Source organism: Niveispirillum sp. KHB5.9 (genome assembly GCF_048066115.1).
In the GTDB taxonomy this organism is placed as follows: Bacteria; Pseudomonadota; Alphaproteobacteria; order Azospirillales; family Azospirillaceae; genus Niveispirillum.
In genome coordinates, this window is record NZ_JBLTYX010000005.1 from 21726 (window position 1) to 45720 (window position 23995).

At 64.8% G+C, this 23995-nt stretch carries 22 protein-coding genes; 12 read left to right on the forward strand and 10 right to left on the reverse strand.

The window, feature by feature from the left end; all coding sequences use genetic code 11:
• Positions 1-49: 49 nt before the first annotated feature.
• Entirely contained in the window at positions 50-1072 is a 1023-nt protein-coding gene (locus ACM9HJ_RS10830; RefSeq protein ID WP_416571739.1) for an NADP-dependent oxidoreductase, read from the reverse strand.
• Positions 1073-1280: 208 nt separating this feature from the next.
• Between ACM9HJ_RS10830 and ACM9HJ_RS10835 the strand changes: the two genes are divergently transcribed.
• Together ACM9HJ_RS10835 and rraA are read left to right on the forward strand one after the other, a co-directional pair.
• A complete protein-coding gene (locus tag ACM9HJ_RS10835) occupies positions 1281-2402 on the forward strand; it encodes a GGDEF domain-containing protein (RefSeq protein ID WP_416571740.1) in 1122 nt (373 codons plus the stop codon).
• 31 nt (positions 2403-2433) lie between these two features.
• A complete protein-coding gene (gene rraA / locus ACM9HJ_RS10840; protein ID WP_416571741.1) occupies positions 2434-2910 on the forward strand; it encodes a ribonuclease E activity regulator RraA in 477 nt (158 codons plus the stop codon).
• Positions 2911-3059: 149 nt separating this feature from the next.
• Here the strand turns inward: rraA and ACM9HJ_RS10845 are convergent, their stop codons facing one another.
• Positions 3060-3956, reverse strand: coding sequence for a LysR substrate-binding domain-containing protein (locus ACM9HJ_RS10845; protein ID WP_416571742.1), 897 nt, complete (start codon positions 3954-3956; stop codon positions 3060-3062).
• Positions 3957-4042: 86 nt separating this feature from the next.
• On the opposite strand from ACM9HJ_RS10845, the gene ACM9HJ_RS10850 reads away from it, so the two are divergent.
• Entirely contained in the window at positions 4043-5059 is a 1017-nt protein-coding gene (locus tag ACM9HJ_RS10850) for a zinc-dependent alcohol dehydrogenase family protein (protein WP_416571743.1), read from the forward strand.
• Positions 5060-5104: 45 nt separating this feature from the next.
• On the opposite strand, the gene ACM9HJ_RS10855 is transcribed toward ACM9HJ_RS10850, so the two are convergent.
• Positions 5105-5461: a hypothetical protein gene (locus tag ACM9HJ_RS10855; protein ID WP_416571744.1), complete on the reverse strand. Its 357-nt coding sequence runs from the start codon at positions 5459-5461 to the stop codon at positions 5105-5107.
• A gap of 159 nt (positions 5462-5620) precedes the next feature.
• Here ACM9HJ_RS10855 and ACM9HJ_RS10860 point away from each other — a divergent pair, with 159 nt between their 5' ends.
• The 8 genes from ACM9HJ_RS10860 to ACM9HJ_RS10895 all read left to right on the forward strand — a co-directional run bounded on the left by ACM9HJ_RS10860 (position 5621) and on the right by ACM9HJ_RS10895 (position 15050).
• The gene (locus ACM9HJ_RS10860; RefSeq protein WP_416571745.1) at positions 5621-6070 is read left to right on the forward strand and encodes a cyclic nucleotide-binding domain-containing protein; all 450 of its coding nucleotides are present in this window, start codon (positions 5621-5623) and stop codon (positions 6068-6070) included.
• A 194-nt stretch (positions 6071-6264) separates the two neighbouring features.
• Positions 6265-7710, forward strand: coding sequence for a M48 family metalloprotease (locus ACM9HJ_RS10865; protein ID WP_416571746.1), 1446 nt, complete (start codon positions 6265-6267; stop codon positions 7708-7710).
• A 28-nt stretch (positions 7711-7738) separates the two neighbouring features.
• The gene (locus ACM9HJ_RS10870; RefSeq protein ID WP_416571747.1) at positions 7739-9685 is read left to right on the forward strand and encodes an adenylate/guanylate cyclase domain-containing protein; all 1947 of its coding nucleotides are present in this window, start codon (positions 7739-7741) and stop codon (positions 9683-9685) included.
• 276 nt (positions 9686-9961) lie between these two features.
• Entirely contained in the window at positions 9962-11404 is a 1443-nt protein-coding gene (locus tag ACM9HJ_RS10875; protein WP_416571981.1) for a sensor histidine kinase, read from the forward strand.
• Positions 11405-11530: 126 nt separating this feature from the next.
• The gene (locus ACM9HJ_RS10880) at positions 11531-12706 is read left to right on the forward strand and encodes an acetyl-CoA C-acetyltransferase (RefSeq protein WP_416571748.1); all 1176 of its coding nucleotides are present in this window, start codon (positions 11531-11533) and stop codon (positions 12704-12706) included.
• A gap of 221 nt (positions 12707-12927) precedes the next feature.
• Positions 12928-13650 carry an acetoacetyl-CoA reductase gene (phbB, locus tag ACM9HJ_RS10885; protein WP_416571749.1) on the forward strand — a complete coding sequence of 241 codons (723 nt, stop codon included), beginning with the start codon at positions 12928-12930 and terminating at the stop codon, positions 13648-13650.
• A 57-nt stretch (positions 13651-13707) separates the two neighbouring features.
• On the forward strand, positions 13708-14595 hold the full coding sequence (locus ACM9HJ_RS10890) for a phytanoyl-CoA dioxygenase family protein (protein WP_416571750.1): 888 nt from the start codon (positions 13708-13710) through the stop codon (positions 14593-14595).
• Positions 14592-15050 (forward strand): NUDIX hydrolase, encoded by a 459-nt coding sequence (locus tag ACM9HJ_RS10895; RefSeq protein ID WP_416571751.1) that lies wholly within the window; start codon positions 14592-14594, stop codon positions 15048-15050. The genes ACM9HJ_RS10890 and ACM9HJ_RS10895 overlap by 4 nt, the downstream gene beginning before the upstream one ends.
• 160 nt (positions 15051-15210) lie before the next feature.
• On the opposite strand, the gene ACM9HJ_RS10900 is transcribed toward ACM9HJ_RS10895, so the two are convergent.
• The 7 genes from ACM9HJ_RS10900 to ACM9HJ_RS10930 all read right to left on the reverse strand — a co-directional run bounded on the left by ACM9HJ_RS10900 (position 15211) and on the right by ACM9HJ_RS10930 (position 22971).
• Positions 15211-15930: a response regulator gene (locus tag ACM9HJ_RS10900; protein ID WP_416571752.1), complete on the reverse strand. Its 720-nt coding sequence runs from the start codon at positions 15928-15930 to the stop codon at positions 15211-15213.
• Between the two features lie 330 nt (positions 15931-16260).
• Positions 16261-17526 carry a D-alanyl-D-alanine carboxypeptidase gene (locus ACM9HJ_RS10905; RefSeq protein ID WP_416571753.1) on the reverse strand — a complete coding sequence of 422 codons (1266 nt, stop codon included), beginning with the start codon at positions 17524-17526 and terminating at the stop codon, positions 16261-16263.
• Between the two features lie 166 nt (positions 17527-17692).
• Positions 17693-18304 carry a glutathione S-transferase family protein gene (locus ACM9HJ_RS10910; RefSeq protein WP_416571754.1) on the reverse strand — a complete coding sequence of 204 codons (612 nt, stop codon included), beginning with the start codon at positions 18302-18304 and terminating at the stop codon, positions 17693-17695.
• A 3-nt stretch (positions 18305-18307) separates the two neighbouring features.
• Positions 18308-19489, reverse strand: a complete 1182-nt coding sequence (locus tag ACM9HJ_RS10915) for an aspartyl/asparaginyl beta-hydroxylase domain-containing protein (RefSeq protein WP_416571755.1) — start codon at positions 19487-19489, stop codon at positions 18308-18310.
• 375 nt (positions 19490-19864) lie between these two features.
• Positions 19865-20209 (reverse strand): DUF1905 domain-containing protein, encoded by a 345-nt coding sequence (locus ACM9HJ_RS10920; protein WP_416571756.1) that lies wholly within the window; start codon positions 20207-20209, stop codon positions 19865-19867.
• A 475-nt stretch (positions 20210-20684) separates the two neighbouring features.
• Positions 20685-21818, reverse strand: a complete 1134-nt coding sequence (locus ACM9HJ_RS10925) for a hypothetical protein (RefSeq protein ID WP_416571757.1) — start codon at positions 21816-21818, stop codon at positions 20685-20687.
• A 184-nt stretch (positions 21819-22002) separates the two neighbouring features.
• Positions 22003-22971, reverse strand: coding sequence for a patatin-like phospholipase family protein (locus ACM9HJ_RS10930; protein ID WP_416571758.1), 969 nt, complete (start codon positions 22969-22971; stop codon positions 22003-22005).
• A 115-nt stretch (positions 22972-23086) separates the two neighbouring features.
• Here ACM9HJ_RS10930 and ACM9HJ_RS10935 point away from each other — a divergent pair, with 115 nt between their 5' ends.
• Positions 23087-23968: a sterol desaturase family protein gene (locus tag ACM9HJ_RS10935; RefSeq protein ID WP_416571759.1), complete on the forward strand. Its 882-nt coding sequence runs from the start codon at positions 23087-23089 to the stop codon at positions 23966-23968.
• The last annotated feature ends 27 nt before the right edge of the window (positions 23969-23995 follow it).

The window sequence follows — 23995 nt, forward strand, 5'->3', positions numbered from 1 at the left end:
TCCCTCCCACCCGCTAACGCGGGTGGGAGGGAGAGGGTAAACCCCCTCCTCACCGCACCGGCTCGTCCGAGACCTGCAGGGCCAGCTTGCCGGTATTGCCGCCATTGAACAGCTTGGCGAAGGAGGTGAGCGTGTTCTCCAGACCCTGGTCCAGTTCCACCTTCCACTTGATCTGCCCGGCGGCCAGCCAGGGGCCCATCTCGGCATACATCTCCGCCATGCGCGGGGCGTAATCCATCACCAGGAAGCCCTCCATCCGCGCCCGGCGGCTGACCAGGACGGACAGGTTGCGCAGGCCGGTGGGCGGCTCGGTGGCGTTGTACTGGCTGATGGCGCCGCAGAACGGGATGCGGCCGCGCAGGTTCAACAGGCTCAGCGCCGTTTCCGCGATCTCACCGCCGACATTCTCGAAATAGATGTCGATGCCGTTCGGCACAGCATTCTTCAGGGCCTTCTGCCAGCCCTTTTCCTTGTAATTGACGGCGGCGTCATAGCCCAGTTCACCCGTCAGCCAGGCGCATTTATCGGCCGATCCGGCGATGCCGACGGCGCGGCAGCCCTTCAGCTTGGCGATCTGCCCGACCAGGGAGCCCACGGCCCCGGCGGCGGCGGAAACCACGACCGTCTCCCCCTCCTTCGGCCGGCCTACATCCAGCAGGCCGAAATAGGCGGTGGCGCCGGTCATGCCCAGCGGGCCCATATAGGCCAGCAGCGGCAGGCCCGGGATGTTGGGCACCCGCCCGAAGGATGCCCCATCGGCCACGGTGTAATCGGCCCAGCCACCCATGCCGGTGACGATGTCGCCGACCTTGAACTTGGCGTGGTTGGACTGATCCACCACGCCCAGCACCAGGCCGCGCATGATGCTGTTCAGCGGCACGGCCGGCAGATAGCTGTCATACTGCATCCACACCGCATTGGTCGGGTCCAGCGACAGATAGACCGTGCGCACCCGGATCTGGCCCTCGCCGGCATTGGGCGCCGGCGCCTCGCGCAGCGACAGGACCTCGCTGAAATTGCCGCCCTTGGGGCGGTCCAGCAGCAGCCAGTGGCGGTTGATCGCGTCGGACATGTCATCCTCCCTTGAAACGCTTTGGATCGTTGGCGGCCAGCATCATTCAAACGCGCGTTCGATTCAACGGTGATTTTCGAACGATCGGACGAAAATGTTGGGTCGGGATGGCCCTGCAACGGGTTGTCAACCCAAGGGTGTTGGCGCAACATTATCCTACCAGAGAGAAACTGCGAGAAGCCCTTTCAAAGAAGGGCCGGGTGGGGGGATGGGTTTCCTTTTACCGAGTTTCGATGAGGCCACGGAAAAGCGTTTCGACGTTTGGCGGGCCTCGCGCCTGAACGATGCCCTGCTGGCGCCCGTCGCCATCGGCGCGCTGGCCATGTTCAGCTTCCTGCTCTGGGACTGGCTGCTGGACCCCACGCAGTTCCTGGCCTGCCTGACCATCCGCGGCACCGGCACCATCATCATGCTGTGGTGCGCCTGGAAGCTTTTGCGCACAAGGTCGACGCCCGCGGAACTGCGATGGATCGGCATGCTGGCCGTGTCGTCCGGCACCGTCTCCATCGCGCTCAGCCAGTATCTGCTAAAGGACGGGTTCCTTTACGGCCCGGCCGGGCTGGCCCTGTTTCCCACCGTGTCGGCCGTGGTGGTGACGCGGGCGCGGCAGGTGCCTTTGTTGAACCTGCCGGGCTTCACCGTGGTCGTGGCCTTGTTGCTGCTGAAGGGGGTCGAGGGGTTTGCGCTGTTCAATGTGCTGGCCTTCGTCGGCACCGGCGTCTTCGCCTCCTGCATCCTGGCCTTGGCGCTGGAGCGCACGGCCCGGTATGGCTTCCAGCTGGAACTGAAGCTGGAGGAACAGGCGCATGTCGATCCGCTGACCGGTGTCGCCAACCGCCGCCGGCTGGAGGACGAGGCCAAGGGGGAGGTGGAGCGCGCCCGGCGGTTCAACCGGCCCTTGTCGCTGATGATCCTGGACCTGGACCATTTCAAGGGCATCAACGACCGGTATGGTCACCCGTTCGGCGACAAGGTACTGCGCGCGCTGGCCGATCTGGGGCGCACCAGCCTGCGCCAGACCGACCTGTTCGCCCGGGTGGGGGGCGAGGAATTCGTGGTGCTGATGCCGGAAACCAACGCCTATGCCGCCGCCCAGCTGGCCGAACGGCTGCGCGCGCTGCTGGCCGCGACACCGGTGACGGAGGGCGAGCTGTCGGTGACGGCCACCGTCAGTGTCGGCATCGCCACCCACGGGCCGGAGGCGCCGAGTGTGGAGGCGATGATGTCGCTCGCCGACAAGGCGCTTTATGTCGCCAAGGCGCAGGGCCGCGACCGTGTGGTGATCGGTCGCTCCACCATGGACAGGGGAACGGAACCGGCTACTCTCTAGGCCCCTCAACCCGAGCCCGGAGTATCGAACGATGGATTTCGCTACCGCCGATCTGGTCGATGCACATGAAGCCGTGATCGCCAGCTGTTCCCTGCAATTGCGCAATCTGGGCGGCCATTCCCGCTTTGCCGGCCCCATCCGCACGGTGCGCTGCCACCGCGACAACGCCCTGCTGAAATCGATCCTGTCCACCCCCGGAGAGGGTGCCGTGCTGGTGGTGGATGGCGGCGGGTCGCTGGCATCCGCCCTGGTCGGCGACATCATCGCCGCCCTGGCCGTGAAGAATGGCTGGGCCGGGATCATCGTCAATGGCGTGATCCGCGACAGCGTCGCCATCGCCGACCTGCCCCTGGGCCTGAAGGCGCTGGGCACCAACCCGCTGAAAAGTGCCAAGACCGGGGCGGGGGAAGCGGATGGGACGGTCAGCTTCGGCGATTGCACCTTCACGCCGGGCCAGTGGGTCTATAGCGACGAGGATGGCATCGTCGTGCTGCCCACCAAGGTGTGACACCGGCGGTCGAAATATTCGACCGTCGGTACGGCGGCGACCGCCGCCGCGCGCCACGTGGCGCGTAGTCAAGCCCACGGATGTGGGCGCCGGCGATTGAGGGGCAGGAAAGACCGACCGTTGGTCGGTCTTTCCTGCCGACGGCGTAACTACGCCGCCTGGGCCACGGGTGGCAGGGCGATGGCCTGCACCTCGCGCACCAGGAAATCGATCAGGGGCTGGATCGGGCCGCCCTTGGCCCGTTCCTCCCCGAATACCGCGGTTTCCACCGGTTCCAGCGCCGGGAACCCCTCCGCCGGGCCCAGCACGCGCAGGCCCGGCACCAGGGCGCCTGCCCCCAGGCAGGTCACACCCAGCCCGGCCAGCGCCGCCGCCCGCACCGCCATGAACGACCCGCTGGCATAGGTGGTGCGCCAGCCCTGACCCGTCCGGTCCATCGCCGCCACCGCCCGCGTGCGGTAGATGCAGGGATCGGGCATCAGGCACAGGGGCAGCGGCCCGTCGCCGGCTTCCGGCCGCCAGTCGGGGGAGGCCACCCACACCACCGGTTCGCGCCACAGGAACCGGCCCTGCGGCCCCGTCTCGTTGCGCTTGGCGATGACCACGTCCAGCCGGCCTTCCGCGATCTCCTGCACCAGATCGCTGCCCATGCCCACCGACACTTCCAGCCGCACGCGCGGATGAGCGCGGCGGAAACGGGCCAGCAGCAAAGGCAACTGCTCCGGCGCGAAATATTCCGCCACGCCGAACCGCACCAGACCTTCGGCCTCCGGTGCCATCAGGCGTGCCACCATCTCGTCATTGAGCGCCAGCATGCGGCGCGCATAGGACAGCAGCAATTCGCCTTCCGCCGTCAGGGACATGGCCCGGCCGGCGCGGTCGAACAGGGTGCGGCCCAGCATGGTTTCCAGCCGCTTGATCTTCATGCTGATCGCCGACTGCGTGCGGTGCAGCCGCTCTGCCGCCGCCGTGAATCCATCATGGTCGACAATGGCCACGAAGGCGCGCAGCGCGTCGATATCCAGGTCTGTCGCTGGCAGTGGCATCATCAAAATCCTTGATCATCTCGATCAATATAATTCGTTTCACTTATTCATCCGTCAAGCCCATCCTCTGACCATGACAAGGGGCGATGTCCCGCGATCCGATGATGGAGAACATGATGAAGGCGTTGTTGCTGAAGGATTTCGGTGGCGTGGAGAATTTCGAGCTGGCGGATGCACCCACGCCCGTGGCCGGCCCCGGCCAGGTGTTGGTGAAGATCCATGCCGCCAGCGTCAACCCGGTCGATACCAAGATCCGCAGGAATGGCCGCGCCATTGCCCCCGCCCTGCCGGGCATCCTTGGCTGCGACATGGCCGGCACCGTGGCAGCACTGGGCGAGGGGGTGACGGGGTTCGCGGTGGGGCAGGCCGTCTATGGCTGCGTCGGCGGGGTTACCGGTCTCCAGGGCACCTATGCCGAATATGTGGCGGCCGATGCCCGGCTGCTGGCCCCGGCACCGGAAGGCATGTCGCTGCATGATGCCGCAGCATTGCCGCTGGTCACCCTGACGGCGTGGGAGGCCCTGGTGGACCGGGCGCGGGTGCGGCTGGGTGACAAGGTGCTGATCCATGGCGGGGCCGGTGGGGTGGGCCATGTCGCCATCCAGATCGCCAAGGCCCAAGGCGCCCATGTCACCACCACCGTGTCGTCGGATGCCAAGGCCGATCTGGCCCGGTCGCTGGGGGCCGACGAGGTGGTGAATTACAAGACCGAGTCGGTGGAGGCCTATGTGGCCCGCCTGACCGGCGGCGCCGGGTTCGACATCGTGCTGGACGCCACCGGCGGCAGCGACATCGCCACCAGCTTCGTCGCCGCCCGCTTCAACGGCCAGGTGGTGACCATCGTCGCCGGCTATAGCGCCGACCTGTCGCCCATGCATGGCAAGGGCCTGAGCCTGCATGTGGTGTTCATGCTGCTGCCCATGCTGCACGACCATGGCTTCGACATCGACCGGGCGCATCAGGGCAAGGTGCTGCGCGAGGTGGCGGGCAAACTGCGCCCGCTGGTCGATCCCACCCGCTTCACCCTGGCCGATGTCGGCGCCGCCCATACGCGGCTGGAGGAGGGCAAGGCCCAGGGCAAGCTGGTGATCGATATTGTTTGATTGATCGAAATGCCGGGCGGATGAACCTTCCGCCCGGCATTCACCTCACGACCAGACCCGTATCTCCGGCATTGGCACCCGCCGCCGCGCCATGCCGGTCAGCGGTTCCAGTTCGAACCGGAAGCCGGGTCCCGCCGCGTCCAGCACGATCAGGCGCGGCCTCATGCCGGCGAACAGCGCCAGCAGCGCCGCCGCCCGCCGCTTCTTCCAGGCATGGTCCGCCACCTGCCCGTCCGCGTCCAGGATCAGGCCTGGCATGCCTTCATCCTCCCGCGCCGGTGGCAGCGGCCACAGCGTCACGCCCGTGGGCACAGCGCCCTCCGGCGGCGCCATGCCGCCCCAGGCCAGCATCACCGCTTCCCCGCCCGCCGCCAGGCTTTCCGCCATGTCCAGGCGTGCCACCGCTTCCCCCGGCCGCATCGGCTGGGCCCGGAACAGGATGGGGTGGGGGTGATGGGGCAGGGGCATCGGGTGCGGGGGCTGGACAGCGGAGCCTTGTTGTTGCACCACTATGACAACAAGGTGCCAAAACGCAAAACCGGCGCCGCAGGGAGGTGAAACATGATCGCCAGCCTGACCGCGCAGGTCGAGGCGCTCCGGCGCCTGCCCCTGTTCAAGGATGTGGAGACGCCGCAGCTGAAGCTGCTGGCCTTCACCAGCGAAACCGCCTGTTTCAACGATGGCGACGCCCTGTTCCGCCAGGGCGAGGAGTCGGACGCCGCCTATGTGATCCTGGAAGGCCGCGTCGACATGGTGATCGACACGCCCGCCGGCCCCATCGACCTGGGTACCTTCAAGGGCAGCGGCATCATCGGGGAAGTATCCATCCTGTGCGACCGGCCGCGCATGGCCACGGCCTTCGCCGTGGGGCCGGTGGGCACGCTGCGCATCGGCCGCGACGGGTTCTTCCGGCTGATGGACGAATTCCCCCGCATCGCCGTGCCCATGCTGCGCGACGTGGCGCGGCGCCTGGAATTCATGACCGTGGAACTGAGCCGGGCCAAAGGGTAGAGCGGTTTTCCTTGTGTCTGGAAAACCGCTCCGGCGGCGACCGCCGCCGCGCCGCACGTGCGGCGTGAAGCCAAGCCGCGGATGCGGCGCCGGCGATTGAGGAACACGCTCTAACCCCACCGGGTGACTTCCCTTCGCCTGCCCGGCTTTGGCATAAGGACGGTCGCAACCGCCTTGAACGGGAAGGGAAAGCCATGACCCGCCGCCTGCTGCCGCTGCTGCTGCTTTATCTTGCCGCCTGCTCGACCAACCCGGTCACGGGCGACCGGCAGATGACGGGTCTGATGCCGCCGGAGAAGGAAGCCGCCATCGGCGCCCAGCAGCATCCGGAGATGCTGAAGGAATTCGGTGGCCGGTACGAGGATGCCAGGCTGCAATCCTATGTGGACCGGCTGGGCCAGTCGCTGGCGGCGAAGACGGAGATCCCCGGCACCCGCTATACCTTCACCGTGCTGGACAGCCCCATCGTCAACGCCTTCGCCCTGCCCGGCGGCTATGTCTATGTCAGCCGCGGCCTGATGGCGCTGGCCAACAGCGAGGCGGAACTGGCCGGCGTGGTCGGGCACGAGATCGGCCATGTCACCGCCCGCCATTCCGCCGACCGGTACGGACGCGGCGTGCTGGCCCAGGGCGGGGCGGTGCTGGCCGGCATCTTCCTGGGGCAGGGGGCCGGGCAACTGGCGCAGCAAGGGGCGCAGGCAGCATTGGCCAGCTTCTCGCGCGGCCAGGAACTCCAGGCCGACAATCTGGGCATCCGCTACATGACGGCGGCCGGATACGATCCGCGGGAAATGGCGGGGTTCCTGTCCTCCATGGGACGGCATGCGCAGTTGGAGGCGCTGTTGGCCGGGCAGCCGGGCAAGGCCGACCAGTTCAGCTATCTCCAGACCCATCCGCCCACGGGCGACCGGGCGGAACGGGCATCGGCGGCGGCATCGGTGACGCCGGGTGCCAGCTATCTGATCCGCAATGAAGATTACATGCGGGCCATCGACGGCATGATCTATGGCGACAGCCCGTCGCATGGTTTCGTGCGCGGCCGGGTCTTCGCCCATACCGGGCTGGGTATCCGGTTCGAGGTGCCGGACGGGTTCCGCCTGCTGAACAGCGACCAGGCGGTCATCGGCCTGGGCCCGGACGGATCGCAGATCGTGTTCTCCGACGCTCCCACCCAGGGTGCCTACAGCGCGGCCGACTATATCGCCAATGTCTGGGCCAAGGGTGCGCCGCTGGCCGATGCCCGCACCCTGACCATCGATGGACAGCCTGCTGCCACCGCAATCACCAAACTGTCGGGGCAGAACGGCCCGGTCTTCGCCCGGCTGATGGCCATCGCGGGCGGCAGCGGCCGCTATTACCGCTTCCTCCTGACCGTCCCCTGGGATCGGGCCGAGCGGCTGGATGGCGGCTTCATGGCCACGGTCCAGGGTTTCCGCCGCCTGAACGCGACGGAGAGGGCGGCACTGAAGCCCTACCGGATCAAGGTGGTGCAGGTGAAGCAGGGCCAGAATGTCGCCGGCTTCGTGGCCGCCCAGCCGCTGAAGGACCATGGCGAGGAACGGTTCCGTGTCCTGAACAACATCCCGCCCGGTACCGAGCCCCGGCCCGGCCTCTGGGTAAAGACCATTATCGAGGGGTAACGGGGGGCCGGTTGTTGCCGGCCCTTTGATGCTCCTGTACCCTCCGGCGCCGATGAAGAACCTGCTGACCCTTCCCGCCTGTGAAGAGACGACGGCCCGCAAGGGCCGGATGCGCCTGCCCATCGCATTGGTCCTGACCCTGGGTCTGGGCGGGCTGATGCTGGTGGCGGTGGCCAGCGTCTTCTGGCTGGGTGTGCAGACATCTGGCCGCAACACCTACAACCTGCTGGCCGACAAGGCCGAACTGGCCATGAACATGGCCGAGACCCGCGTGCGCGCCCAGCTGGACCCGGCGCGCAGCCAGGTCGATTACCTGACCAATATGCTGGCCACGGGCCAGGTGCCGATCGAGGATACCGAGCGCCTGAAATCGGTCATCCAGGGGGCGCTGGCCGCTACGCCGCAGGTGGCGGGCATCGGCATCGTGCGCGCCGATGACAATGAACGCATGGTCGGTGCTGCGCGAATCCGCGACACCGGCACGTCGCTTTCCATGGATCAGGCCAATGACGCGTCGAAGATCCTGGCGGACGTGCTGCGCACCGGGTCGGCGCATTGGGTCGATCCCGTCTGGGCGGAAGAGATCGAGACGACGGTGATGCCCGTGCAGGGGCCGCTGCGCCGCGATGGGCAGTTCCTGGGCGCCATCGCCTCGGTTGTGGGCTTCAACGGCCTGTCGCGGTTCCTGCGCGATGCCGACCGCGATGACGACCTGACCAGCTTCATCCTGTTCGATGATCATTATGTGCTGGCCCATCCGGCCCTGGCCGAGCGCAAGTTCGACTTTTCCAAGGTCAAGGACCGTCCGCCCCTGCCGACGCTGGAAGAGGTGGGCGATCCCGTGGCCGCCGCCATCTGGTCCGTCGTCGGGCCGGACGGGATGGGCACCAAGCTTGCCAAATGGAACGAGGGCAAAAAGGTCCAGGTGACGCTGGATGAACGGCGCAGCGATTTGCAGTTCCGTCAGGCGGAAGTGGACGGCGTTTCGTATTTCTACCTGCTGCGGTCCATCTCCGATTATGGCGAGCATCCCTTCACCCTGGTCGTGGTGATGCGGGAGGAGGATGTGGACCGCGAGCTGGAGCGGTTCCAGCATCTGCTGGTCGTCGGCTTCGGCATCCTGATCGCCTCGGTCCTGGCCGCCATGCTGGTGGGCAAGATGATCAGCCGGCGTATCCGCCTGCTGTCGGGCGCCGCTGTGGCGCTCCGCGACCTGGATTTCCAGAATGTGCCGCGCCTGCCCGACAGCCGGTTCCGCGAGGTGGCGGACGCCGCCGCCGCCTTCAACGCCATGGTCAGCGGGTTGCGCTGGTTCGAGACCTATGTGCCCAAATCGCTGGTCCTGCGCCTGATCCGCCGCGACGGCACCCAATCCGAAATCCCGTCGGAGGAACGGGAGGTGACGGTGCTGTTCACCGACATCAAGGGCTTCTCCGCCATGGCGGAGCGGATGTCGCCGCAGGATACGGCCGACTGGCTGAACCGCCATTTCACCCGCATCGCCGCCTGTATCGAGGCGGAGGGCGGTACTGTGGACAAGTTCATCGGCGACGCCGTCATGGCCTTCTGGGGGGCACCCGACGACCAGCCCGACCATGCGTCGCGCGCCCTGCGTGCCGCGCTGGCCATCGCGCAGGTGGTGAAGGAAGAGGCGGAGGACGCCCGCGCCGCCGGCCTGCCGCCCGTCTGCCTGCGTGTCGGCGTGCATTCCGGTCCGGTCATCGTCGGCAATATCGGCGCCGCGACCCGCATCAACTACACCATCGTCGGCGACACCGTGAACACGGCCGCACGGCTGGAGGCGCTGGGCGGGGAGATGATGGGCGACGAATGTTATGTCGTGCTGGTCAGCGACGACACGGTGACGGCGGCTGGCAATTGCACCATCGACATGCCGCTGGCCCCCATCGGCGCCTTCTCTCTGCGCGGCCGCGTGTCGCTGGTCGATGTCTGGCGGCTGGTGGTGCCGTCGTAAGGGACATGCCTAGCGCCCGCAGGAAGATCATATCAGGCCGGCGACCGCCGGCCCGCGCCCACGTGGGCGCGTAAGCCAAGCCGCCGGGTGGCGGCGCCCGGCGCCTGAGGGAACACACAATAAGTTGCAGAAGCATAAATTTTACGCGACGAACCCGCTTAACCCATTGAGCTTTTATCGGAATTCGGCCAGCCTGACGTAGGGGAAACCGACTGTCCGGGGGAGCGCATGGGCGCTGGAAGCTGGCGGTTATGGCCGGCGAAGGCCTTGCGCGCGGTGACGGACCTGTTCCTTCCCGCCGCAATGCATGCCCGTGGCTTTGATGAGAAGCAGCTGCTGCGTGCCCGCGCCTTCATCCGTGTCACCCTGCTGATCCTGTCCGGCATCCTGGTGCTCTATGGCATCTGGGCGGTGAATGAGGGGCCGTTCGATCCGGTCAGCCTGACCTGGGCCGTCTATGCGCTGCTGGTCGGCGGCAATCTGGTCACGGTGCGGCTGTCGGGCCGCTTCCATCAGGTGACCATCGCCAACAATCTGGCAGGCCTCAGCTTGATCGCCATCCTGCTGCATTACACGGGCGGCGTGGCCTCGCCCCTGGTGCCCTTGTTCCTGACAGGGGTGGCGACGACGGGCAATTTCGGCGGCAACCGCGCCATCCTGTTCTTCTTCACCGGTTTCACCGCCGTCATTCTCGGCACCTATGTCTGGCAGCTGCATGCCGGCGATCACGTGGAGGATATCCACAGCCGATTCGCCTTCCTGCTGACGGCGCTGGTGCTGCTGGTCCTGGCCAACCTGTCGGCGCAATCGGCCCGCACCAAGACGCGGCGCATGCTGCAACAGGCCCGCGACGCGGCGATCGAGGGGCGGCGACGGGCGGAACTGGCGCAGGCCGCGGCGGAAAAGACCCTGGTCGACCTGCGCGAGACCCAGTCGCAGATGATCCTGCAGGAAAAGATGGCCAGCCTGGGCTCCATGGTGGCCGGCGTGGCGCATGAGGTGAACACGCCCGTGGGCTTGGCCGTCACCGGCGCCTCGCAATTGCGGACGGAGACGGCGCGCATCCTGGCCCTGGCGGCCGACGGGCAGCTGCGGCGGTCGACCTTCGATGAATATCTGTCGGTGGTGGACGAACTGGCCACCCTGATCGAAAAGAACGCCACGCGGGCCGCCGAACTGATCCAGTCCTTCAAGGAAGTGGCGGTGGACCAGTCGTCCGACGCCCGCCGCCCCTATGACCTGCGCGCCTATGTGTCGGAGGTGCTGTCCAGTCTGGCACCCCGCATCCGCCATGCCGGCCACAAGGTGGAAATGGCGGTGCCGGACGGGATCGAGATGGATGGCCATCCCGGCGCCATGGCCCAGATCGTCACCAATCTGGTGATCAATTCCATCATGCACGCCTATCCGGACGAAAGGCGCGACGGCACTCTGCGGCTGGCGGCCCGCATGCTGGACGATGACATGGTGGAACTGGCCTATAGCGACGATGGCCAGGGCATTCCCCGCGACCTCTGGCCCCGCATCTTCGAACCCTTCTTCACCACCCGCCGTGGCACGGGTGGATCGGGCCTGGGCCTGCATCTTCTTTACAATATCGTGACCGTGCGCATGGGCGGTACCGTGCGCGTGGCGGCGGCACCGCAGGGCGGGGCCTTGTTCACGTTGGTCTTCCCGCGCATCAGCCCCGGCAGACCCGATCATGGTGCAGTGCAATAATGCGGTTGTGTCAGGGCTGCGACGGACCCGTTGCTTGCACGCCCCCGCCGCTTCCGCCTAAGCTTCGCGGGTGATGGCGACAAGCCGGGGCCGAAGCCGGACCCGACACGTTCAAGGAGAGGAACCATGGTGGAAGTGGTAATTGCCGGTGCGGCCCGCACCCCGATCGGCGCCTTCAGCGGCGCGCTGGGTTCCGTGCCCGCCCACAAGCTGGGCGAAGTGGCCATCCGCGCCGCCCTGGAGCGCGCCAAGACCGACGCGGCGGAAGTGTCGGAAGTGGTGCTGGGCCATGTGCTGACCGCCGGCTTGGGCCAGAACCCGGCCCGTCAGGCCGCCATCGCCGCCGGCATCCCGGCCGCCCGCACCGCCTATGCCATCAACCAGATCTGCGGCTCCGGCCTGCGCGCGGTCGCGCTGGGCTATCAGTCGCTGCTGCTGGGCGACACCGACGTGGTGGTGGCCGGCGGGCAGGAGAGCATGAGCCTGTCGCCGCACAGCCTGTTCCTGCGCGGCGGCACCAAGATGGGCGACGCCGCCATGGTCGACACCATGATCAAGGATGGTCTGTGGGACGCCTTCAACGGCTATCACATGGGCCAGACGGCGGAGAATGTGGCCGCCAAGTACGGCATCAGCCGCGAGGAACAGGACGCGTTCGCCGCCGGTTCCCAGAACAAGGCCGAGGCCGCCCAGAAGGAAGGCCGCTTCAAGGATGAGATCGCCGCCGTCACCGTCGCCGGCCGCAAGGGCGACGTGATCGTCGACAGCGACGAATATCCCAAGCATGGCACCACGGCCGAGACGCTGGCCAAGCTGCGCCCGGCCTTCAAGAAGGATGGTTCGGTCACCGCCGGCAACGCGTCGGGCATCAATGACGGTGCTGCCGCCCTGGTGCTGATGCGTGGCGACAATGCCGCCAAGCGCGGCGTGGCCCCGCTGGCCCGCATCGCGTCGTGGGCGACGGCCGGTGTCGATCCGTCGATCATGGGCACCGGGCCGATCCCGGCCAGCCGCGAGGCGCTGCGCAAGGCCGGCTGGTCGGTGGACCAGCTGGACCTGATCGAGGCGAACGAGGCCTTCGCCGCCCAGGCCATCGCGGTCAACCGCGACCTGGGCTTCGATCCGGCCAAGGTGAATGTCAATGGCGGCGCCATCGCGCTGGGCCATCCGATCGGTGCATCGGGTGCCCGCGTGCTGGTCACGCTGCTGCATGAGATGATCCGCCGCGATGCCAAGAAGGGTCTGGCGACCCTGTGCATCGGCGGCGGCATGGGCGTCGCGCTCTGCGTCGAGCGGGACTGAGTGTCGGACAGGACGGGGGCGGTTTCGCCCCCGTTCGCTTTTAAACCACCGGGCATGTTTCATGCCCGGTGGAAGACGGCGACGGCCGGCCCGCGACCACATGGTCGCGTAAGCCAAGCCGCCGGATGGCGGCGCCCGGCGCCTGAGGGAACAAAAGGCGGCATCCTGCCGCCGATAATTGGATTTTCAGCAGGCCTGAAGGCCAGACAACGGGGGAAACAATGGCACGAGTGGCATTGGTGACGGGTGGTACGCGCGGCATCGGCGAGGCGATCTCCGTCGCGCTGAAGGATGCCGGCTATATCGTCGCTGCGAACTATGGCGGCAACGACGCGGCCGCCGCCGAATTCACCGAACGCACGGGCATCAAGGCCTACAAGTTCGACGTGTCGGACTTCGAGGCGGTGAAGGCTGCCGTGGCGCAGATCGAGGCCGATCTGGGCCCCGTGGAAGTGCTGGTCAACAATGCCGGCATCACCCGTGACGGCACCATGCACCGCATGAATTTCGAGCAGTGGAACGCCGTCATCCAGACCAACCTGGCCAGCTGCTTCAACACCTGCCGCGCCGTGATCGACGGCATGCGCGACCGCAATTTCGGCCGCATCGTCAATATCGGCTCGATCAACGGTCAGGCCGGCCAGTATGGCCAGGTGAACTATGCCGCGGCCAAGTCGGGCATCCATGGCTTCACCAAGGCCCTGGCCCAGGAAGGGGCCGCCAAGGGCATCACCGTGAACGCCATCGCGCCCGGCTATATCGATACCGACATGGTCCGCGCCGTGCCGGCCGACGTGCTGAAGAAGATCGTGGCCAAGGTGCCGGTGGGCCGCCTGGGCCAGGCGTCGGAAATCGCCCGCGGCGTGCTGTTCCTGGTGGCGGACGAGGGCGGGTTCATCACCGGCTCCACGCTGTCCATCAATGGCGGCCAGCACATGTATTGATCGGGGCCATGGTGGGGTCGCTTCGCGGCCCCACCATGCCTTCTGGGGACCGGCAGCATGGGTTTGGCTGAAGATTACCGCCGTGATGGCTGGGTGAAGGTGCCCGGACTGATCGACAGTGCGCGTGTCGATGCATTGATGGCGGCTTACGCGGATGACCTTCTGAACAGCCCGGCGAAGTTCTTTCGGCAGAACACCAACCGGTATGAGCCGAACCGCGTCGACGCGCACGGCCATGTCATCAATTCCTTTCTGGATCCCCACCATTACAAGCGCGTGCCCCGGGTCCGGGAAGGCGTTCTGCAAATCCTGTTCGACCCCGCCCTGAAGGCGGCGCTGGCGGAGGCGACGGGCCATCCGGGTCTGGACCTGATGCAGTCGATGCTGTTCGACAAGAACGCCGCGACCCCGCCGCATCAGGATTGGTGGTATCTGGACAGCGTGCCCAATGGCCAACTGGCCGCCGCCTGGATCGCCCTGGAGGATATTCCCGCCGAGGCGGGCCGTTTCTACCTGATGAGCGGCACGCACGAGATCGAGTTGCATGACGATCTGCGCTCCCTGCGCCACGATCGCTGGCTGGGCCTGATGAAGGACTATGTCGATACCCATCCCCACGCCGTGGACGCCCCCGCCATGCGCAAGGGCGACGTCATCATCTGGAATTCCCGTACCATCCACGGCGCGTTGGCGACGCAGGACCCGACCCTGTCGCGCAAATCGCTGACGGCGCATTACCTGCCGGAAGGCATGGCTTTCGGCAACCTGTTCGTCCGCAAGGATTGGGTCGCCTTCACCCAGGACGGCCCCTACCGGTATTTCGCCAACCAGCCGGAATACAGCCTGGGGGCGGATATCAAGGCCCGGCTGAAGGTCGCGGTGTATGATAGCCCGGCCTTGATGCGGCTGGCCCGCCTGACCCAGCGAACGCTCGGTCGGGGATGATCGGGTCCCTCAACGCCCCCACCCATCCCCGCGTCGGCGTCGGCTGCCTGGTCTGGAAGGACGGGCAGGTTCTGCTGATCAGGCGCGGCAAGCCGCCCGGCTATGGTGAATGGTCGCTGCCCGGCGGCAGCCAGGAACTGGGCGAGACGCTGTTCGAAGCGGCGGAGCGGGAGGTGCGGGAGGAGACGGGTGTTGTCGCCCGCGCCCGGTCCATCCTGACCGCCGTGGACAATATCGTGCGCGACGGTGACGGTACGCTGCGCTTCCACTACACGATCGTGGACGTTGCGGCGGACTGGCTGTCGGGTGATCCCGTACCGGCCGATGATGCCCTGGATGCGCGCTGGGCGACCTTGGCCGACTGTGAGGCACTGGTGGCGTGGGAGCCGTTGAAACAGGTGCTGCGCGGAGCGTTCCGGGCGGAGTCCGAACAAGCCACCGCGATTTGCGGATGATTATGCCAACGGTCATTATTCATGACCGTTGGAGGCCGGCGACTGCCGGCCCGCCGCACGTGCGGCGTCAAGCCAAGCCGCCGGATGGCGGCGCCCGGCGATTGAGGGAACATGAAAAGACCAGTGGTATTTGATCGGTCACGATCAAATACCACTGGTCTTACACTTCCCCTTCCGGGTGGAACATGTAGCCCGTGCCCCGGATGGTGCGGATGTAACCCGGATGGTTGGGATTGATCTCGATCTTCTTGCGCAGCCTGGTGATGCGCACATCGATGGCGCGGTCGAACGGTTCGGCCCGGCGGGTATGGGCCAGTTGCAGCAGGTCGTCCCGGCTCAGTACCTGGTTCGGCCGCTGCACCATGACCGACAGCAGATCGAATTCCATGGCCGTCAAATCCACCACCCGCTCGTCCGGCACATGCATCAGCACCCGGTCGTCGCGCTTCAACAGCCAGGGGCCGAAACGGATATGCAAGTCCGTGGGGGCCGGCTCCGGCGGGCGGGGGGCCGTGCGGCGCAGGACGGCGCGTACCCGTGACAGCAACTCGCCCATGTCGAACGGCTTGCAGATATAATCATCCGCGCCCAGGTCCAGCCCGGCGCTGCGGTCGCGGGGGCTGGTGGCGCCGGTGACGATGATGATGGGCGGGCTGTCCACCCCGCGGCCGCGCAGCCATTCCATCAGCGTATAGCCATGGTCGTCGGGCAGGCCGATATCCAGGATCACCAGATCCGGCCGCCTTTCCGTCATCTGCGACCGGAAGCTGGCGCCGTCGCGGGCGGTGATGATGCCGAAACCCTGGCCGCCCAGGAATTCGGCCAGCATGTCCCTGACCTCGCCGTCATCCTCGACGATGGCAATCGTCTGCGCACCCATGCCCGATCCAACGTTTGAGATTGGTTAACGGGATTTGCTCTATGACGAGTCCTGGCCGCCGTCAATGGCGATCAATTGTGCGCATGCGAAAAGGCCCACCGAAGGGGCGGGCCGCACCGAACCAGCAATATTGAATATTTTCAGGTCGGCGACTGCCGGCCCGCGACCGCGTGGTCGCGTAAGCCAAGCCCGCGGATGCGGGCGCCCGGCGCCTGAGGGAACACAAAATCAAGGTCGGCGACTGCCGGCCCGCGACCACGTGGTCGCGTAAGCCAAGCCCGCAGATGCGGGCGCCCGGCGCTTGAGGGCGCGCGAAAACGCCTGCCGGGCTTACAGCCCAGCAGGCGGCAGGGTCAGGCAGTTCTGGCCGGATTTGGACAGCTGGGCGCAGGCGCGGCGGGCCGTCTTCTCGTCCAGGCCGGTCAGGCGGGCGCGGTACAGCGTGCCGCGGGCGGTGGACACTTCCATCAGGTGTGGGGTGGCGGCATCCAGCAGTGTGCCGGCCTTCTGCGTCGCCTGGTTCACCGCGCGCTGGCTCTGACCCTTGTCGTTGAAGGCGCCAACCTGGATGGCCCAGCCACCGGTGGCACGCGATGCCGGGACGCTGGCGGCCATGGCGACGGCCGGGGCGGCGTTGGCGGTGCCGATGATGCTGTCCGACACGGCGGCGACCATGGTTTCGGCCGGGGCCGCCGGCTTGCCGCGGGTCTTGGCCTTGGCCGGCTGCTTGGACTGGTTGCTGGCCACCAGCATCGGGGCGCCGCGCTTGCCGGAGAAGGCGTCGTCCAGCAGGTCGGCCATATGGTTGTCGCGCCAGGTACCCGTCTGGCCGCCGAAGACCACGCCGATCAGCCGCCTGCCGTCGCGCGAGGCCGAGGCCGCCAGGTTGAAGCCCGAGGCGCGGATATAGCCGGTCTTCAGCCCATCCATCCCCTCATACCGGGTCATCAGCCGGTTATGGTTGCGATGGACGGCCCCCTTGTAGGTGAAGGAGGCGGCGGAGAAGTAAGGATAATACTTGGCATGATCATAGATCAGGCTCTGCGCCAGCCGCGCGAAATCGCGCGCCGTCGACAGCTGCCCGGCATTGGGCAGACCGGAAGCATTGCGGAAGGTGGTGCGGGTCATGCCCAGCTGTCGGGCCCGGTTGGTCATCATGTTGGCGAACTTCGCCTCCGACCCGCCCAGCGCCTCGGCCAGGACCACGGCGCAATCGTTCGCCGACTTGGTGACCAGGGCCTGGATGCATTGTTCCGTCGTGACGCTGTCGCCCGGACGCAGGCCCAGCTTGCTGGGTTCCATGTTCGACGCGTGCTGGGACACGGAAAGCGGCTGGTTCAGCTTGATGCGGCCGGCATCCAGCGCGTCGAAGACCAGATGCAGGGTCATCATCTTGGTCATGCTGGCGGGGAAATTGCGCGTATCGGCACTGGCCTCGTGCAGTACCTCGCCCGTCTTGGCGTCGATGACGATGGAGGCATATTTGGCCAGGGCCGCGACGGGGGTGGTAACGGCCATGAGGGCCGCGACGGCAACAGCTGTCGCCAGTTTGCGGGAATGGATCGTCGAACGCCGCCAGACCGTCGTGAACGCCATGCCCCAACCCCCTTCGAATACGCCAGATGTCCCGCTTTCCCGACAAGCTAAAGGCGATGATTATCAATGTCTAGCGGGAAGTCGTTGAGAAAATGCCTTTACCCGGGGCAAATTATGGCCGCATTTCAAGTACCTACCCGATCGGCATACCCGGATAGGGTTGCTTTCAGGCCGAGGCGCTGGAACGCGTGCCTATATCCGCCAGCCAGCGCTGGATATTCGGCAATTTCCCGTCGATGACGATGCCGCAAAGACGTGGAAAGAAGCTTAACGTGGTGAAGGCGGTGATGTCGGCGATGGTGAAACGGTCGCCCGCCACGTGATTTGTCACAGCCAGATCACGATCCAACTGCTCCAGCCGCTTCTCCGCCTGCGGCTTCTGCGCCTCGGCATAGGCCGGCACCTGGCATTCCAAGGCCGCCATCTTGGGATGGGTGTGCCGGAACACCCCGGCAAGGGGCAGCAGCAGTTCGAATTCCATCCGCCGCTGCCACATCTCGATGATCGCCCGCTCCTTGGCGTCGCGGCCCATCAGGTTGGGTTCGGGGTGAAGCTCCTCGATATAGCGGCAGATGGCGACGCTTTCGCAGATGATCGTGCCGTCATCCAGTTCCAGCGCCGGTATCCGCCCGCTGGGCACACGGGCCCGGTAATCGGGCGACAGATGCTCCCCCTTGCCGATGGTGACCATGCGGCGGGGGATCTCCACCCCCTTTTCGGCCAGGAACATGCGCACGCGCCGCGGCGTGGGGGCGATGGCATCATCGTAAAGCAGCATGGATCACGCCCCCCAATCGCCGGACCCGGCGCCATACTCGTCAATGGCGGTCAGCATGGCCGACACCATCTCCCGCTCCGCCAGGGTCAGTTCCGGCCGCCAGACATCGAACAGCAGCACGACACGGGTCTGGTCGCTGTCGTTCCAGGCCTCATGCTCGACCGTATCATCGAATACCCAGGCCTTGCCCGTCTGCCATTCCCGCATCTCGTTGCCCACCCGGAACCGGCATTTGCCGGGTACGATCAGCGGCAGGTGGCAGATCAGGCGGGTATTGACGAAGCCGGTATGGGCCGGGATATGCGTGCCGGGCTTCAGCAGGGAAAACAGCACCGATGGCGCCCGGCCCCTGGTGCCGGCCAGCGGTATCCCCTCCAGTGCCGCCACGGTCCGCGGGCAGCGGGCCTGGTTCTCCACCTGCGCCTCCCCGTTCTTCCAGAGATAGAAGGCGCTCCAGTTGCGGCTGCCGCGCAGACCGGATCGGTCCACCTGCGCCCGGTCGGCACTGGCTTCCAGATAGGGCTGGAACGCGTCCGGCCCTTCCATCACCGCCAGCAACTCCTCGCGGATCGCATCGGTCTGGGCCTCCAGCCCCTCCAGCCAGGGGAAGGCGGCGCGATCATAGAACTGCATCTGCGGCAGTTCCGGGAACAGATAGGCTTGGGGCTGCTGGTAATAGACCTGGCGGCGCCCGAACAGGATGTCCAGCGACCGTCCGAACCGCCCTTCACCCATCTCCGCCCCGAACCCGGCCCCCTTCAGGCTGGACAGCAGATGTTCCTCGAACCGGCGGGCGTAATCCTGGGTGGCTTCCTGTACCCGGCGCAGTTCTGCCACCAGATCGGGCGGCAGCTGTGCCGCGGGCGGGGCCGCGCGCAGGGCATTGCGATAGAAGGAGGTGGCGGCCTTATGGTCGCCACCCGCCCCGAAATGGTCCCCCTTCAGGATCAGCGCCCGGACATTGCGCGGATCGATCCCCAGCACCCGGTCCAGCGCCGCCACCATCCCCGCCGCATCGCCCACGCCCCGGCAGCCATAGGCCAGCCCCAGCAGCGTGCCCAGATCGCCCGCCCCCATCGCCACCGCCTGCCCGAACCCCGCCTTGGCCCCGGCGAAATCCCCGCGCTTCAGGGCCTCGGCCCCGGCACGGGCGTGGGGGGTGGGATCGTTGCTGCGGGTGAACATGGGGCGGCAATCCTGGCTGCGGGATGCGGCCATTGGACGGGATTGGTTAAGGTGGCGTCAACCCTGTTCCGGATGGGCCTGTTCAGGATCGGGGTTATTCGGAGGGCGTGGTGGGGTGGCTCCGAATGGGTGGTGCCCATGCAACATCGTGCAACGAAAAAGGGAGTGTTTCAGAGGCCGGGGGCCGCGACCTCCGAATGGCCGGGTCAAATGCAACAATGTGAAACATAAAAACACCCCCTGTTTCAGAGCGCACGGATGGCTGGCTCCGAATGCGGGTGGGGTGGGTACAGAAGGGGGACTTTATGGGGAGAGTATGGCACGGGGAGGGGGAAAAGTCAGCAATCAGGCGAAAGGTTCGCCGCCCTTGTCGTTTCATCTCCCCCGATGCCAGTCCTGGAACCCGCCCGTCGCCGCCACCTGGATGTCCACCGTTACCGCGTCGCCCAAAGCAACCCCGGCGGTCTTTCTCACCGCCACCTTCAGGGGCAGAAGGTAGCCGCCATCCTTGGGGAATAGCGAGGTGGTAAAGGCAGTGCCATTCACCACCGCCTGCACCGGCACCACACCCCAGCCATAGCTGGCCAGCCGGGCGGCGTGGCGCACCGCCGCCACCAGATCGGTCGGCACGGCAATGAAGAAGAAGGGCGCCGGCCCCCGCCATTCGATGATGGTGCCAACAAAGGTGATGTGGGCGAGAGGGGGGCTGTCAGACGGCATGGCGGCAGTCTATGGCAAAGGCGGGAATGGCGACAGGGGGATGGGCTTTTCGCTGTTACTATGGAGGCTCCATCATCGGACATTACGATGAACCTTATGTCCGGAAAGTCGTCCGGCCTACCACCTGTCCGGATTGCCATTGTGGATGCAGATTTTCTGACAGATGCTTGGTTGTCCGACAAACAAAGGTTTGCGGATGGAGCCGGGAGAGTATTCTAGAGGGATGCCTGAAGAAACACTTCACCACCAGGGTAGAAGGTCAGACAGTGGCCGAGGAGTGCTTAGTGCCGCTTGCGGAAGGGGGGCGGGCCAAGGATTACCCGCTTCCAGCGGCGTAGGCGGCAGGCGAGGTCAGGCTGCGCGTGCGGTTCGACAACCATGCCGGCGAGGTGCCGATCTATGAGGTGCGGGTGTTGGCGGGATAAGAAAAGAAGTTACCTCGATTCTTGAAATTGACCAGTGTCGATAAGTACTATTAATCGCTTATTAACGGTTTCATGGTGTTTTCGATAAATTGACTTGGGCGCCAGCCTTTGGCGAGTTTGTCTAGAAAAAAACTGTCCGCCGCTCCTATTGCAATTCCGGAAACGGTGCCTAAGCCTGCTGGCAAGAAAAATTCTGAAGTTATTCCAGCCATGGTGCAAATAGCGAATCTCAAAGACTTACCAGGTAATTTCTCTGCCCACGATGATTTTGTTGCTTCTTTATAATACTCTTGTATTATTTTTGCATCTGGGTGAACCGTGTTCAGCCATCCTTTGAATCTGGACGCTGATTCGACAAGATCCAACGCATCTTTGATATTTATTCTCTTGGTATTTACCGCTTCTCTTATGGCATGTGCGTTTCCAATGATATGATCTTGGAATAACGATATATTACCATGATTTATTTCTCTTCTCCTGACGGTGGATTCCATTTTTGTCTTCATAATGGCCGCCAGACTTGAGCTGGTTGCAATCTCTGCAGCATAGTGTCCAGACATCACAAGGTCACAAGTTGCTGTGTGTATAAGATTTAATAAGTATCCGCTAGTTAGATCAAGGGGGTGTTGATAAATTTCTTTGATTTTTTCAGATAGTTTCTTTAAATCATAGTTTGTTTCTACAATGAATCCCTGATCTGTTGCGTGAGTTAAGAAATGCCACGATCTTGGTATTTTTATGCCCGGAAATCCACTTTCAATGGAGTTGCGAACAGCTTCATTTACATAAGCTTGATCTTCGCAATCTTTTCGAGAAAGTGCGCTCACTCCTTGGGGGTGTGAGACGCAATCATCTATACTTTTTATTGGCAAATTCTCTAAGAATTTTATAGCTGCCTTCTTTGTTTCTTTCGTATTTCCTAAAACATCAGTAAATTGATTTATAACAACTTGCTTTGGTGTGTATCTTTCCTTCAAATATCCCGCCAGTTCGATAAGGCCAAAATCATGATATGCAATAGGGCCGTGATCGTTTGTTTGTACGGCGGGAATAGTTTTTATATAAGTTATATTGGCCATTCCGCTTTTGGCAATACGCTCCAGTGGGTAAGTGCCGAAATTAGATAATATAGATCTTAGACTTGCTTGATCGAGTATTAAGCTTATCTTAGAATAGAAGATCATGGATTCTATTAAGAATCCCATGTCAATTGCGCTCTCAGTGTTTGAGCTTCTCCGGACCAATATGGTTTCAAACATAGCTCGCCTCCAGGGGGCTTAGTTTAGAAGCACGCTGTAAAAACAGTAAAACAAATATATTATATGGTAAGAGCGCTAAAATATAGAGCTTTCCTTGCTTCCTGACCCCTCACCGCACCATCGCCAGTTCCACCGCCGGCCGCATGGCGATGGCGGCGGTGTAACCCAACTGGATCAGTTCCTCCGCCCGTTCGAATTCCAGGATACCGATATGGCCGATGCGGGGCGTGATCAGCACGTCGGGCGGCTCCCCGGCCAGCCGTGAGCGCGTGATGCGGTCCTGCATGATGTCGATGGAACTGGCCATCACCTCCAGGATGCCCGGCGCCGGGGCGCGGGGCGGCTTGGTGAAATGGGTGTGGAAATGGTGACGCGCCGTTTCCCCCACCTCCGACAGTTTGGCGGCCAGCTTGGCCAGCGGCTTGGGCACGGGGCGCGGCGCCGGGGCCGTCTCCGTCTCCACATCGACCGGATGTTCGGGCAGGGAGACATTGACGGGGCCCAGCTGTGCCTTGGACAATCGCGGCATCTGCGACAGGTCGCCGTTCAGGTTGATGGCGATCACCACCTCCGCGCCCAAGGCCCGGCACAGCGACACGGGCACCGGGTTCACCAGGGCGCCATCGGCCAGCCACATGTTCTGATGCGGCACGGCGGGAAACATGCCGGGGATGGCGGCGGATGCCCGCACCACGTCCAGCAGGTGCCCCTCGCGCAGCCAGACCTCCTTGCCCGTCGACAGGTCGGTGGCGACGGCGGCGAACGGGATGGGCAGCGACTCGATGGGCACGTCGGTGCGCTCATTGCGGAACCGGTCATAGGCCTTTTCCACGCTGACCAGCCCGCCGCGCGAGAAGGTGACATCCAGCAGCTTCAGCGCGTCCAGCATGCCGAAGCCCTGGGCATATTCCTGCAATTCGTCCAGCAGGTCGGTCAGGTACGCGGCCCCCACCAGGGCCCCGACCGACGTGCCGGCGATGACGTCGGGCTTCAGCCCGAATTCCGCGAAGGCCCGCAGCACGCCCACATGTGCCCAGCCGCGCGCCGCGCCACTGCCCAATGCCAAACCGATTTTCATGCTATGCCTTTATCCGCCTGCAACCTGCGACCGCGGGGAACCTTGCGCGATGGCGCGGCAACCGGCAATACATCCGTGGCAATACGTCCGTTGTTCTGTGCCAAAAGGAAGATCGATGCGCGCCGTCATCGCCCATCTGCTATGGCCCCTGCTGGTGGCCATCTGCATCGCCGGCTATTGGTATGGCGGGCAGGTGGGACATCCCATCCTGGCCTTCAACATCACCTATTTCGGCCTGGCCATCGCGCTGCTGGTCCTGGAACGGGTGATGCCGTACGAGCGGGAATGGATGAAAAGCGACGGGCAGCTGTGGAACGATATCGCCCATACGGTGCTGAACAAGGGGCTGGGCCAGGTGGTCGCCCTGTCCGTCGCCATGCTGGGGCTGGATCAGGCCGGGCCGGAGGCGGCGTCGGGTTTCTGGCCCGGCGACTGGCCGCTGGCGGCACAGGTGCTGCTGGCCATGATCCTGGGCGAATTCGGCCTCTATTGGGCGCACCGCACGGCGCATGAATTCCGCGCCATCTGGCACTGGCATGCCATCCATCACAGCGTCACCAAGCTGTGGATCGTCAATACCGGCCGCTTCCATTTCCTGGACAGCATGTGGAAGACGGCCTTCGCCATGGCCATCGCCGGTCTGGCGGGCGCGCCCAAGGACGTGATCCTTTGGGTTCTGGCCATCACCACCTATATTGGCTTCCTGACCCACTGCAATGTCGACATGCGCTGCGGCCCGCTGAACTGGGTCTTCTCCACGCCGGAGCTGCACCGCTGGCACCATAACCGCGACCCGATCGAGGGCAATGTCAATTACGGGGAGAATTTCATCCTCTGGGACATGGTCTTCGGCACCCGTCACCTGCCGTCCGACCGCAAGCCGCCGGTCAATATCGGCTGCAAGGACATGGTGCCCGACAGCTTCCTGGGTCAGCTCGCCTACCCGTTCAAGGCTTGGGCGCGGCGGGACTTCTTCAACAAGAAGAAGGTCGCCTGACGGTGGGTGGTTGCGTTCGGATTTCAT